The sequence below is a fragment of the Blautia sp. St.27G3 genome, assembly GCF_059728505.1.
Window position 1 is genome coordinate 91,726 of the sequence record NZ_BAAGFO010000005.1, and the last position, 12,939, is coordinate 104,664.

The 12,939-nt window shown below is 46.5% G+C and carries 11 protein-coding genes; 2 read left to right on the forward strand and 9 right to left on the reverse strand.

Annotation, left to right across the window (positions count from 1 at the left end):
* Nucleotides 1-149 precede the first annotated feature (149 nt).
* Nucleotides 150-1,091 carry a TAXI family TRAP transporter solute-binding subunit gene (locus AC6I2O_RS19060; protein ID WP_497743487.1) on the forward strand — a complete coding sequence of 314 codons (942 nt, stop codon included), beginning with the start codon at nt 150-152 and terminating at the stop codon, nt 1,089-1,091.
* Nucleotides 1,092-1,112: 21 nt separating this feature from the next.
* Here AC6I2O_RS19060 and AC6I2O_RS19065 read toward each other — a convergent pair whose 3' ends face one another.
* The 5 genes from AC6I2O_RS19065 to AC6I2O_RS19085 all read right to left on the reverse strand — a co-directional run bounded on the left by AC6I2O_RS19065 (nt 1,113) and on the right by AC6I2O_RS19085 (nt 4,924).
* Entirely contained in the window at nt 1,113-1,856 is a 744-nt protein-coding gene (locus tag AC6I2O_RS19065; RefSeq protein ID WP_497743488.1) for a LytR/AlgR family response regulator transcription factor, read from the reverse strand.
* On the reverse strand, nt 1,825-2,310 hold the full coding sequence (locus AC6I2O_RS19070; protein WP_120393127.1) for a hypothetical protein: 486 nt from the start codon (nt 2,308-2,310) through the stop codon (nt 1,825-1,827). The genes AC6I2O_RS19065 and AC6I2O_RS19070 overlap by 32 nt, the downstream gene beginning before the upstream one ends.
* A gap of 30 nt (nt 2,311-2,340) precedes the next feature.
* Nucleotides 2,341-3,315 (reverse strand): flotillin-like protein FloA, encoded by a 975-nt coding sequence (gene floA, locus AC6I2O_RS19075; RefSeq protein ID WP_120393128.1) that lies wholly within the window; start codon nt 3,313-3,315, stop codon nt 2,341-2,343.
* Nucleotides 3,308-3,805 carry an NfeD family protein gene (locus tag AC6I2O_RS19080; protein ID WP_497743489.1) on the reverse strand — a complete coding sequence of 166 codons (498 nt, stop codon included), beginning with the start codon at nt 3,803-3,805 and terminating at the stop codon, nt 3,308-3,310. Before AC6I2O_RS19080 ends, floA begins: the two co-directional genes overlap by 8 nt.
* A gap of 258 nt (nt 3,806-4,063) precedes the next feature.
* Nucleotides 4,064-4,924: a sensor histidine kinase gene (locus AC6I2O_RS19085; protein WP_497743490.1), complete on the reverse strand. Its 861-nt coding sequence runs from the start codon at nt 4,922-4,924 to the stop codon at nt 4,064-4,066.
* A 218-nt stretch (nt 4,925-5,142) separates the two neighbouring features.
* On the opposite strand from AC6I2O_RS19085, the gene AC6I2O_RS19090 reads away from it, so the two are divergent.
* Nucleotides 5,143-6,519, forward strand: a complete 1,377-nt coding sequence (locus AC6I2O_RS19090; protein WP_497743491.1) for an MATE family efflux transporter — start codon at nt 5,143-5,145, stop codon at nt 6,517-6,519.
* Between the two features lie 201 nt (nt 6,520-6,720).
* On the opposite strand, the gene AC6I2O_RS19095 is transcribed toward AC6I2O_RS19090, so the two are convergent.
* The 4 genes from AC6I2O_RS19095 to AC6I2O_RS19110 form a co-directional block, all read right to left on the reverse strand.
* On the reverse strand, nt 6,721-7,911 hold the full coding sequence (locus AC6I2O_RS19095) for a phosphopentomutase (RefSeq protein WP_497743492.1): 1,191 nt from the start codon (nt 7,909-7,911) through the stop codon (nt 6,721-6,723).
* A 285-nt stretch (nt 7,912-8,196) separates the two neighbouring features.
* A complete protein-coding gene (locus AC6I2O_RS19100) occupies nt 8,197-8,373 on the reverse strand; it encodes a DUF4250 domain-containing protein (protein ID WP_120393133.1) in 177 nt (58 codons plus the stop codon).
* A gap of 87 nt (nt 8,374-8,460) precedes the next feature.
* Complete coding sequence (gene clpB, locus AC6I2O_RS19105) at nt 8,461-11,058, reverse strand: ATP-dependent chaperone ClpB (protein WP_120393134.1); 2,598 nt, start codon at nt 11,056-11,058, stop codon at nt 8,461-8,463.
* 245 nt (nt 11,059-11,303) lie between these two features.
* Nucleotides 11,304-12,641 (reverse strand): polysaccharide deacetylase family protein, encoded by a 1,338-nt coding sequence (locus AC6I2O_RS19110; RefSeq protein ID WP_497743493.1) that lies wholly within the window; start codon nt 12,639-12,641, stop codon nt 11,304-11,306.
* Nucleotides 12,642-12,939: the final 298 nt, after the last annotated feature.

Here is a 12,939-nt window from a genome sequence, read left to right on the forward strand (position 1 = left end):
ATTTTCATGGTCCCGAAACTGTGATAAAATGAAAAAAAGTTTAAATGTTTTCTGTAAAATAAACGGATGACAGCGAAATCTTTACAAGCGTATCTGAACTTTATTACTTGCAGAAGATACGAAATAGAATAGAGAAGGAGAATCATGTCGTGAAAAAAACAACTCTTTTTTTAATGTCTGTTACCATGACCACTTTTTTTGCACCTACTGTTTCGGCCGGCAATCTCGTACTAATGACGGGAGAGGAGGCAGGGGCTTATTATGAATTTGGAAATGTGCTTGCCCGAGAGATAAATGATGGTTCCGACACCTCAGTCACTGTGGCTGCATCTGCCGATCCCATGGAAAATCTCCAGGCCATTGCAGACGGCAGCGCGGATCTGGCTTTCGTTCCTTCTGATATTATGACTTATGCGTATGAGGGAAGTGTTCTTTTTGAGAATGAGATGCCTCAGGATTTTTCCGCTGTAGCAAGCCTCTACATGGAGCCGGTTCAGATCGTCACCTGCAATCCCGACATTAAATCCATCCAGGATTTGAATGGAAAGAAGGTTTCCATCGGTACCCTTTCGTCAAATGTCCGCTTCAACGCGATTGATATCCTTGATGTTTACGGTTTAAGCGAAGAACATATCATACCGGTTTACGAGTCCTTTGACGACTGTGCAGACAGCCTAAGAGATGGCAGTCTTGACGCTGCTTTTGTCACAGCAGACGCCCCTCTCCCCGCAATTACCGCATTAAGTACTGTGGAACATTTCCGTTTCATCAGTCTTGACGACGACCACACAGAGGCGCTGCTTGAAGTATATCCCTATTACAGCAGAAGCATCATTGATGCCGGTATGTACGATCTTGAAACGGATGTAAATACCGTTGCAGTCAGCGCTGTTATCATCACCCGTAATGATACACCGGAAGATGATATTTACAATTTCATCTCTTCCATTTTCGAAAACACGGACACCATCACAGATGCTCACCAAAAAGGAGCCATGCTTGACCCCGAGTTTGCGGCCTCGATTTTTACTGTACCATATCATGCAGGTGCGACAAAGTATTTCGAAGAAAAAGACATCCCCTTCTTTTAATGCAGAGGGGGATGTCTCCTTTTACGTAAATCTGCGTTTAATTTCTTCAAACTTCTCCGCGGTCAGCAGTGCGTCTTCTTTTCGTCCCTGAAAATGAACGACATAAGTCCAGCGGCCATACGGCTCTATCCTGCGGACGCGTCCAAGATTGATAATATACGATTTATGACTTCTCAGAAACTGTTCTGGGTCCAGCCTGCGTTCCAGTTCTGCCAGACTTGCCGAGGTCACATAGCTGTCTTTTTCCGTATAGATCACAGTCGCATTGTTTTCACGCTGAATCAGAATAATATCAGGAATTGAGATAAAGCTCATGCTTTCCTTTCCCTTTACCAGCAACCTGTCATGTCGATGTTCCGGCCTGACAATTTTTTCCTCTGGTTCAAACTTCTGACTGTTCTGCCCCAGCAGTGCGATGCGGTCCAGTGTTTTATTGACTCGGTCTACTGCGAACGGCTTCACAAGATAATCAAACGCATACAGTTCAAATGCTTCCGGCATATATTCAGCGTGAGCTGTCGCAAAAATAATCTTTACCTTCGGATCAAGTTCTGTCAAAATCTTTGCACATTCGATCCCGTTTTGTCCCTTAATCCCAATGTCCAGAAATACAACCTCCGGCTTCTGCCGCTGAAACAGAATCACCGACTCTGTCAGTTCATCACACTCGCCAACGATCTCAAAGCCCCCGTGCTTCTCAATGATTTTTCTCAAAAGAAGCCGTATTCCTTCCTCATCTTCGATCAGCATTACTCTGATTGCCATACCTCTGATTCACCCTTCTTGTTCGTCTTTTATGAGCCATCGGCTCTCCCAGAATCTCAGCCCAGACAAATGCCTCCTGTAAACGTTTCTCGGACAACTGTTTGCCATTCACACGCAAAGTGTTCTCCGACGTCCGACGTCCGTTTTTGTTTCCGGTATCCGGCGCGGTGGCGATATTTCCCGCCACCATCGCCCTGGATGTCTCCTGAAACGTTCCATTCTTTTCCGTCTCGCTTTTTTTCCTGTCGTTCTTTTTTCCTTTCCCCTTCAGATCTTTTTTATTTATATCTGTCGATTTTTTCTTGTTATTCTTTTTCTTTTCAGCCTTCTGCCACTCCTGTGACACGGTTCGGAACATCTCCGCGCCAAATTTTCCAAACTCTCCGGCACCGCGAAGCCCGTTCATCTGCATACTGATCAGATTCAGACTCTCTTTTATCTGTTTTCCGCTCATGCTTCGCTCCTTTCCGAATTTTCAAATATGTTACTCGACGATCGTATTATCCAGGCCCTTTCCGCCGATGGTTTCTCTCATATCCGTATCAGCTTTCAGATTCTGCATTTCATAATAATCCATAACGCCAAGCTTTCCTTCCCGCAGCGCATATGCCATTGCCTTTGGTACCTCGGCTTCCGCCTCTACTACGTAAGCGCGCATCTCCTGCTCTTTTGCAACAGCCATTGCTCTGCGCTCTTCCGCTTTTGCCTGTGCAATATTTTTATCCGCTTCTGCCTGGAGACTTTGCAGCTGTGCACCGATATTTCTGCCAACATCAATATCTGCAATATCAATTGACAGAATTTCAAACGCTGTACCGGAATCCAGGCCCTTGCTCAGTACACGTTTGGAAATATCATCCGGATTCTCCAACACCTCTTTATGGGAAACTGCCGAACCTACTGTCGTAACAATGCCCTCGCCGATTCGCGCAAGCACGGTCGCTTCCCCTGCACCGCCGACCAGACGTTCCAGATTCGCCCGCACAGTAACTCTGGCTTTTACCAGAAGCTCAATACCGTCTTTTGCCACTGCGGAAACATTTGCAGTCTCAATCACTTTCGGGTTAACACTCATTTTCACTGCTTCCAGTACGTTGCGGCCAGCCAGGTCGATCGCCGCTGCCTTTTCAAATTCCAGCTCAATGCCGGCACGCTCTGAAGCAATCAGTGCATTCACAACATTATCTACATTACCGCCAGCCAGATAATGCGCTTCCAGCTGATTCACACCCAGATTCAAACCTGCTTTTCTCGCCTTAATCAACGGCATCACAATCTTTGCAGGCTTTACACGGCGAAGACGCATTCCTATTAAATTGAAAATACTGATCTTTACATTTGCAGCCAAGGATGAAACCCAAAGGCCTACAGGAACAACTGCAAAAAACAACACAATCAGAAGTGCAATAATTCCTATCAATACAATCCAGTGAATATTATTAACCAACATATTAACCATTCTCTTTTCCTCCCTTTTCTTTTACAACCAGCTTTGAGCCTTCTACTTTGATGATCTTAATTGAAGTGCCTTTTGAGATATAGTTTCCCACTGATATCACATCAAAATGAATGTCGTCAAAGGTGCCTACCCCCGAAGGCCTCAGATCCGTCGCTGCAATGCCCTGACGGCCCAGCAGATACTTCAGGTCGCTGGAACTTAAATATCCGCCTGCCCGATTCTGTTCCTCTTCAAGGATAATCGGCGGCTTCAGCTTTCCGCGTGACAGCAGCCCCAAAATGATTGCCGCCAGGATACCCAGCACTGCCAGCACGCCGATGGTAATCACAGCGCCCTCCATGACCGAATCCGCAAGAGCAAAAACGCCAAGTACCAGGCAGACAATTCCGCTCACACCCGGCGCAGAAAATCCTGGCATCACCATTTCCACAGCCACCAAAACAAAGCCCGCAACCAGAAGCAAAATTCCCGCTAAATTTACTGCATCCAAAATCCTTCCCCCTTTCATTGTTCATAGGTAATTGCAAAACATGTGGTTCTTAAATGCCTCTTTGTCTGTCTAAAATTATTTTATATCTTTTTTGAAAAATGAAAATACATATCCTGTGATCTATACACTTTTACCTCTGAATTGTCATCTGTCGGTCGTAAACTTACACCGCATCTTCTCAAACTTCAGCAGGCATACTGTAAACAGGCTGCTCCACCTTTGCCCGGGCATCCTTGTCTGATAGCAATAGCACCTGCCTTATCTGCGGTTTTGTCTGCGCCCGGATATTTTTCCCTGCACTGACCGTGGGAGCGTAACAAAAAAGATGGTTTCCGTCTCATTGCTTTGCAGCTCAATGCTGCCGTCCGCCTCTTTTAATATGGAAGAAACGATTGCCAGGCCTATTCCGTGCCCCTCTCCTTTTTTCGTCGTATAGCCGCGTCCGAAAATTAATTTCTGCTGCGCCGCCGGAATCTCAGGCCCATTATTTGCAATCCGAAACATATAATCAGACTTATTCTCCTCCATCTGCAAACGAATCTGCTTTTCTCCTTCTTTCTGTTTGACTGCTGTGATTGCATTATCAAGCAGGTTGGCAAGGATTTTACACAGCTCCCATGCCTCTATTTTCAGTTCCTTCAGCTGTGTACCCACTTCCAGATAAAAATCAATTCCCTGACGCTCCGCTGTTTCCAGCTTAGCCTGCAAAAGTGCGTTCACTGCCGGCTGCGCTGTCTTAAGCGCCCGGTTCACCTTCATAATGTCTTTAAACACCGGCCTCAGATATTCCCTCGCACTTTCATACTCTTCCAACTCCAGCAGGCCGTGTACAACCTGCACCTGATTCAGATAATCATGGCGCTGTTCGCGAAGCTTTGCGTTCAGATTTTCCAGATTCTCCATGCTTTCCTCATAATTCCTGCGCTGAAATCTCGTCAGGAAAAACAACCCTGCAATGGAAAGCAGACTGGAAAAAATCACGAGAAAAACAGCCAGATCCAGAATTTCTTCCCTGTATACCAAAACTTCTCCCCAAAGTGCAAACAGAATTACTGTCCCAAGCGTAAACTGCAACGTATTTACCAAAAACAGCATTCTGGAAAGCTTTCGAACTGACATATACCATCCTCCGTCAAATACAATTCTGTCGCATCTATCTTACCATATTTGCGTTAAGAAGTCATTGTTGTTTTCCTTTCAAAAGTTTTGCCTAAGTACAAAGTTCCGATTGACATCCTTTTTTATTCCTTATACAATAGCTAATACTGTGTGCAAATCCGGTATACTGTATTTTGCCGGAATGTTTTATATATATCAATACGCAAAGGAGGATTTTTATGGAACAAATGGATCAGAAAAACAACGCACCTCACGAAAACAAAATGGGTACCATGCCGGTTCCAAAACTCCTGGTAACCATGTCCCTGCCGATGATTATTTCCATGCTGGTGCAAGCATTGTATAATGTAGTGGACAGTATTTTCGTATCACAAATCAATGAAAACGCACTGACCGCTGTTTCCCTGGCGTTCCCGATTCAGAATCTGATTATTGCGGTTGCCTCTGGTACCGGTGTCGGCGTCAATGCGCTTCTGTCCAGAAGTCTCGGTGAAAAAAATTATGAGCAGGCAAACAGGGCCGCTAATACCAGTGTGCTTTTGACGATCTGCAGCTATGTCATCTTTGCTCTAATCGGCCTCTTTGGCTCCAGACTTTTTTTCAACTCGCAGACTCCAGACCCGCAAATTCGTGAATTTGGTTATCAGTATATGAGTATCGTCTGCATCTGTTCTTTCGGCGTATTTATGCAAATCACCATGGAACGGCTGCTTCAGTCAACCGGACTTACTTTTTACAACATGATCACACAGGGAGTCGGTGCCATTCTGAACATCATTTTCGACCCGATTCTGATTTTCGGTTATTTCGGATTTCCAAAAATGGGAGTTGCCGGGGCTGCCGCAGCCACCGTGTTCGGCCAGATTGTCGCTATGTGCCTTGGTATCTATTTCAATCTCCGAAAAAACAAAGAAATTCAGTTTTCTCTCAAGAAAATGCGTTTCCACGGCCCCACAGTCAAGATGATCTACATTGTCGGTGTTCCTTCTATTCTAATGATGTCCATCGGCTCTGTCATGACCTTTGGTATGAATAAAATTCTGCTGATGTTCTCATCCACTGCCGCAGCCGTATTTGGGGTATATTTCAAATTGCAAAGTTTCTTCTTTATGCCGGTTTTCGGAATGAACAACGGTATTGTTCCGATTATCGCATTTAATTACGGAGCTCGAAGCAAAAAGCGCATTATGGACACCATGAAACTGGGCTGTATCGCGGCGTTTTGTATGATGATACTTGGTCTCGCAGCGTTCAACTTAGTTCCGGACCTGCTCCTGAAAATGTTCAACGCCTCGGATGAGCTTCTCGCAATCGGCAGGCAGGCGCTTCGTACAATCAGCTTGAGTTTCCCGCTCGCCGCATTTGGGATCGTATTCGGGTCTGTATTCCAGGCGCTTGGCAATGGTGTTTACAGTCTGATCGTATCGATCTGCCGTCAGCTCCTTATGCTGCTTCCTTCTGCTTGGATTCTGGCAATGACCTTCGGACTGAACGCAGTCTGGTGGTCTTTCCCGATCGCAGAGATTGTATCCTTCGCGGTATCTGTATTTCTGTTCCGCAGAATCTACGCACAGAAAATTCGACCGTTGGAATAAACACAGGAAGAACCGTGCTTTGTTTTCAGGCCATACTGTCTGTTATACCAAAATCCTGCAGCATACCTGAGCATATTTCGCTGCAAAAAAAGTGGCGGCTGTTCAGATTCAATATCTGTTCAGCCGCCACTTTTGCGTTCTTCTGTCGTTCCACTCTCACATTTTCATTTTGTATATTTCTGTTTTTTTATATTTCGTGTTTTATACCAGCTTATCCAGCAAGGAATAACCGATTGTCCCCTCCGGCATTGCAACGCCGAAATTATCCGCAACCGTAGCGCCGACAACTGCAAATGTATCGGCTTCCTCCAGCCTGCCACTTCCCTTCATAGAAGGTGACCAGGCAAGAAACGGAACGCGCTCTCTCGTATGGTCGGTGCCTGTATGCGTCGGATCGTTTCCGTGGTCTGCCGTAAGAATCAGCAGATCATCATCCCCAAGAAGTGGCATCAAAATTCCCAGATTTTCATCGAAACGTTCCAGCTCTTCCGCGTATCCCTGGGGGTCTCTGCGGTGTCCCCACAGCGCATCAAAATCAACCAGATTTGTAAAGCAAAGCCCTTCAAAATCGCGTCCCGCTATCTCGATCGTCTGTTCCATTCCATGAACAGAACTCTTCGACTTGTTTGATTCCGTCAGTCCTTCCCCATCAAAAATATCGTAGATTTTTCCAACGGAAATTACATCCAGTCCTGCATCCTTCAACGCATTCAGCGCCGTTTTTCCAAAAGGCTTCAATGCATAATCATGCCGGTTGCTGGTGCGCTGAAACTCTCCTTTTTTTCTTCCGACGTACGGTCTTGCTATCACCCGTCCCACCTTCCATTCTTCCCGCATGGTCAGCTCACGGGCAATCTCGCAGCAGCGATAGAGCTCTTTCAGGTCAAACGTCTCCTCCTGGCCGCAGATCTGAAGCACAGAATCCGCAGATGTATAAACGATCATATGGCCAGTCGCGATTTCCTCCTCGCCAAGCTCGTCAATAATCTCTGTCCCGCTTGCGCTCTTATTTCCTATAATCACATGTCCGGTTCTTCTGGATAGCTCTTCGATCAGTTCTCTTGGAAACCCATGCTCTGAAAAAGTCTGAAACGGCTCCGTAATATGCAGCCCCATCATTTCCCAGTGTCCTGTCATGGTATCCTTTCCCTTACTCGCCTCGTGAAGCGCCGTATAGTACGCCAGCGGCTGCCCGACCGACTCCACGTGCCTGAGCGGATGGAAATTGGCGAGTCCCAGCCTTTGCAGATTCGGAATATGAAACTCCTCGACACACTCTGAAATATGTCCAAGCGTATCTGTCCCTGCATCTCCGTAATCCGCCGCATCCGCCAGTGCTCCCGCTCCGAGCGAGTCCAGTACAATCACAAAAATCCGTTTAAACCTTCTCATATTCAGACCTCCAGCCTGTTATTTGCAGATTATCTTATCACAAGATGTAAAAGAAAACAATTCCTCGTATGTAATCACTGGCACTCCCTCCTTTCTTCTCTGCCCACAGGACACGACATCCGGAGGTTTAGCCACTCCGATGTTTGGAGTGCAATCCGCCTCAGATAAGAGAGACACCCCCGGAGGTGACTTCTCTGCGTCAGAACCTCCGGGGGTGTCTCTCTTATCTGAGTGCGTCCGCTCTTATATAAAGCTCTTCTCATTCCAAAAATATGCTTTCCCAGCTTATACAAAAGCATTACACGCTTCATCATACTCATAATTCACTTTTGCAAGTCTTTCTTCCAGGTCTTTTCGTTCCACATCCACACTCGCGCAAAAATCATCTAAAGAAACATAGTGGTCGCGAAGCTGTGTGTTCACATAACTCAGCAGCATAATCGGATCCTGCGGCAAATTCATAGCTATCTCCTTTTCCAAATTATTGACTAATTGTCCATATGACTTCAGGCTTCGCCTTCCACCTCTGATTTTATATCCTCACTTGGATTACTTCTGCCCTTCCTGCTTTACATCTGCACTCAAATTTCCGTCAGCCACATGGAATACAATCGTATCATCCATACCCACTTTACCAGAAAGAATCAGACGGGCAGCCAGCGTTTCCACGTTCTTCTGTAAATAACGCTTCAGAGGTCGCGCGCCATATACCGGGTCGTAGCCACCCTCAATGATATACCCTTTTGCATCGGAATCCAGCTCCAGACGAATCTCCTGCGCCGCAAGCCGTCTGTTCAGGTCTGCAACCATCAGATCAATGATATTTCCGATATTCTCTTTGGTCAATGGCTTGAACATAATAATCTCATCGAGACGGTTCAGGAACTCCGGACGGAAACTGCCGCGCAGCTGTTCCATCACCATATTCTGCGCCTCCTCACGGATGCTGCCGTCTGGTTCAATCCCCTCCAGCAGGAATTGTGAACCGATATTGGAAGTCATAATCAGGATTGTATTTTTAAAGTCTACTGTCCGTCCCTGAGAGTCTGTGATCCGTCCATCGTCGAGCACCTGAAGAAGTACATTAAACACATCAGGATGTGCCTTTTCCACCTCATCAAACAAAACTACTGAATACGGTTTTCTGCGCACCGCTTCCGTCAGCTGACCACCCTCCTCGTATCCGACGTATCCGGGGGGCGCTCCAATCAGCCGCGACACAGAATGCTTCTCCATATATTCACTCATGTCTATACGGACAATATTCTGCTCATCGTCAAACAGACTCTCGGCCAGTGCCTTTGCAAGCTCAGTTTTGCCGACGCCCGTCGGTCCCAGGAACAGGAATGAACCAATCGGCTTGGTCGGGTCCTTGATTCCGGCTTTCGATCTCAGGATTGCCTCTGTCACCTTCGACACACCGTCATCCTGGCCCACTACTCTTCTGTGAAGCTCCTCATCGAGCGCCAGAATCTTGGCCCGCTCGCCCTGTGTCAGTTTCGATACCGGAATTCCGGTCCACCGGGAAATAATTTTAGAAATCTCTTCCTCTGTCACACTCTCATGCACCAGAGTCATCTCACGGCTGTTCACCTTTTCTTCCTCGATTGCAAGCTGCTGCTGAAGCTTCGGCAGTTCTCCGTATTGCAGCTCTGCCGCCTTGTTCAGATCATAGTTGCGTTTTGCCAGCTCAATCTCCTTATTCATTGCCTCAATCTGTTCACGCAATGCCGAAAGATTTTCTACCGCTTTTTTCTCGTTATCCCACTGGGCTTTCTGAGAATTGAACTCATCCCGTAGCTCCGCAAGTTCCTTTTGTAATACCTCAAGACGGTCCCGGCTTGGCTTGTCCGTCTCTTTTTTCAGCGCAGCCTCCTCGATTTCCATCTGCATAATTCTTCTCTGAAGCCCATCCAGCTCTGTCGGAAGCGAATCAAGCTCCGTTTTGATCAGCGCGCACGCCTCGTCTACAAGGTCAATTGCCTTATCCGGCAGGAACCGGTCTGAAATATAGCGATGTGACAGTGTAGCGGCAGCCACCAGCGCACTATCTGTAATCTTTACGCCGTGGAATACTTCATAACGCTCCTTCAGCCCACGCAGGATAGAGATGGTATCCTCAACCGTCGGTTCGTCTACAAGCACCGGCTGAAATCTTCGCTCAAGCGCCGGGTCCTTTTCGATATATTTACGGTATTCATCCAGCGTCGTCGCACCGATGCAGTGCAGCTCGCCGCGGGCCAGCATGGGCTTCAGCATATTTCCGGCATCCATGGCACCGTCTGTCTTGCCTGCGCCTACAATCAAATGCAGTTCATCAATAAACAGAATGATTTCGCCCTCGCTCTTTCGCACTTCCTCCAGAACCGCCTTCAGACGTTCCTCAAATTCACCGCGATACTTCGCTCCGGCTACCAGAGCTCCCATATCCAGCGCAAAAATCTTTTTATTCTTCAGCCCTTCCGGAACGTCGCCCCGCACAATCCTCTGCGCGAGCCCTTCCACAGCTGCCGTCTTGCCGACACCTGGTTCGCCGATCAGAACCGGATTATTTTTCGTCTTTCTCGACAGAATACGAATCACATTCCGAATCTCGGCATCCCTTCCAATAACCGGGTCAAGTTTCTGGTTTCTCGCCCGCTCCACAAGATCCTGCCCGTATTTGTTTAATGTATCATAGGTCGCCTCCGGATTGTCCGTCGTTACCCGCTGATTACCGCGCACCGTAGAAAGGGCCTGCAAAAACCGTTCCTTTGTAATACCAAATTCTTTCCAGAACTGTTTCATAGAAGGACTCGGATGATTCAGCAGTGATAAAAACAGATGCTCCACCGACACATATTCGTCTCCCATCTGTTTTGCCACATCCTCCGCGCTGACCAGCGCTTTGTTCAGATATTGACCAATATAAACATTTCCGCCTGAGACCTTCACCCGTGCATTCAAAAGCTCTTCAAGACGGTTTTCAAAGTACTCTTTCTGTATTTCCATTTTCTCAATCAGCTTGCCGATCAGGCTGTCCTCCTGATGCAACAGCGCATAAAGCAGATGCTCCTGCTCAATCTCCTGATTGCCAAACTCATAAGCGATCTTTTCCAGGTCATTCACTGCCTGGATGGATTTCTGTGTAAATTTGCTGATATTCATAAGCAAACCTCCCTTCCAGTTTTCAATATAGACCTAATTGTTAGCACTGTCAAGAGGTGAGTGCTAATTTCTTTGTGAAGAATTTGTGAAGCTGTTTCTTATAATTCTTACCTCGTATAAAAGTGTCATTTCCTGTAAATTTACAATTAATTTTCAAACAGCCGTCACGATTGTACTAGTGGCGGCTGTCGCATTTTCTTCGAAAATCGTATGGCGCAATCCTATTAGGGGAGCTAACGTGCGTTTTACCGGAACCCTGTGTAGGTCTTTCCTTTTCTCAGTGTAGTCTTTCCCTTATATTTCGCCAGCTGGCTCACTGTTACCAGCTGGTAGCCTCTCTTTTTCAAAGCCGGAATGATGATCTCACAGGCTTTTACGGTGGACAGATGGATGTCATGCATCAGAATAATATCTCCACTTTTTACGCTGTTTAATACTGCATTCACCGTATGCTGGCTGTTTCCTGTATTCGCCCAATCTCTGGTATCCACAGACCAGTAGATCGACGGAAGGCCCAGCGCGTTTAATACGGTATGATTATTATGACCATCTCCGTAGGGAAGTCTGAATAGCGTCGGCAGTTTCCCGCTGGCTTCCTGAATCTTTTTGTTGGTGGTATTTACCTGATTCTTCATAGAAGAAACTGACAGCGTGGTAAATGCCGGATGGCTATAAGAATGATTTCCAAGCTCGCATCCCATATTGGCCATACGTTTTACCACATTTTTATATCTGGAGACACTGCACCCCACCATGAAAAACGTGGCTTTCGCCTTATTCTCTTCCAGGCAGTTCAAAAGCCGGTTGGTATAAGCTCCTGGACCATCATCAAAGGTCAGTGCCACCATAGGCTTACTTGGATCTACTTCTGGTTTTACCTTTACGGAAGGATCATAAACCCCGTTACGTTTAAAGTAATAGCCTTTCTCTTCGATATAATAGGTGCCTGTTACTCTTGCGCCTGTTGCATCCACATAGTACTTATTTGTTCCGATCGTCAGCCAGCAGGATTTCTGCATCTTACCGTTCTTTCCCACATACCGGTATGATTTTCCTTCTCTGACCCACCTTGCTTTCTGCATCTGGCCGGTCTCTTTATCAAAATAGTACCGGCTTTTCCCAATCGTTACCCATCCTGTCTCCTTAACGCCGGTCTTTTCATCAAAATAATATTTCTGGCCGTCCACCGTGTAGAACCCTGTTGCTCTTGCTCCGGTCGGTTTGAGATAATACTTTCCATGGTTCAACCAGCCTATCCACAATGGCCCCTTCCTGCTGGTGTAATACATATGGTTCCTGTATTTGATCCATCCGGATGTGCGATAGCCCTTACTGTTGATGTAGAAAATCTTATCTTCTACTTTAATCCAACGGCTAGTCACATATTTTCCGTTCTCTTTTCTGAATTTGTAGCCTCCGGATTTTTTGACCCAGGTTCCGTTCACTTCCTCTGCTTTTGTCACATTTCTCAGACTGTAGGATTTCGCATTCGTTGTCTTGACCTTGGCCTCTGCCGCCACCGGAAGCCCCAATAATGTGACCAGCGTCAAAAATACCAGCAGTAATTTCTTTAAACACCTCATCTCATAACCTCTTTCTCTCTTTTGTATTCCGCTCTTCCGTCTCAACCCTTCTGTCGCCAGTTTTTTCACAAGATCCTGGATCACCGCAAGTACTGGCCTTTGTGGGAATCCCCCTGCTGCATCTTATAAGCTATAGAATTATATTAATCCTGGCTTCCCATCAAGTCAAGCGGATACTATATCTTTCACTATTTCATAAATTCTTTTTTGTTTCCTCCATAACGTCGGTCATAATGACAGAATAAAAAAGGGCGTTTTGCGCAAAAAAAGCGTAAGCCCTGTTTCTATGACTCACGCT

Excerpts from the sequence above, each read along its gene's own strand:
- AC6I2O_RS19070 (WP_120393127.1), bottom strand. The coding sequence starts at position 2,310 with ATGAGCGGAAAACAGATAAAAGAGAGTCTGAATCTGATCAGTATGCAG.
- AC6I2O_RS19100 (WP_120393133.1), bottom strand. The coding sequence starts at position 8,373 with ATGAATTTGCCGCAGGATCCGATTATGCTGCTGAGTTATGTGAACACA.
- AC6I2O_RS19110 (WP_497743493.1), bottom strand. The coding sequence starts at position 12,641 with ATGAGGTGTTTAAAGAAATTACTGCTGGTATTTTTGACGCTGGTCACA.
- clpB (WP_120393134.1), bottom strand. The coding sequence starts at position 11,058 with ATGAATATCAGCAAATTTACACAGAAATCCATCCAGGCAGTGAATGAC.
- AC6I2O_RS19095 (WP_497743492.1), bottom strand. The coding sequence starts at position 7,911 with ATGAGAAGGTTTAAACGGATTTTTGTGATTGTACTGGACTCGCTCGGA.
- floA (WP_120393128.1), bottom strand. The coding sequence starts at position 3,315 with ATGGTTAATATGTTGGTTAATAATATTCACTGGATTGTATTGATAGGA.
- AC6I2O_RS19065 (WP_497743488.1), bottom strand. The coding sequence starts at position 1,856 with ATGGCAATCAGAGTAATGCTGATCGAAGATGAGGAAGGAATACGGCTT.
- AC6I2O_RS19090 (WP_497743491.1), top strand. The coding sequence starts at position 5,143 with ATGGAACAAATGGATCAGAAAAACAACGCACCTCACGAAAACAAAATG.
- AC6I2O_RS19085 (WP_497743490.1), bottom strand. The coding sequence starts at position 4,924 with ATGTCAGTTCGAAAGCTTTCCAGAATGCTGTTTTTGGTAAATACGTTG.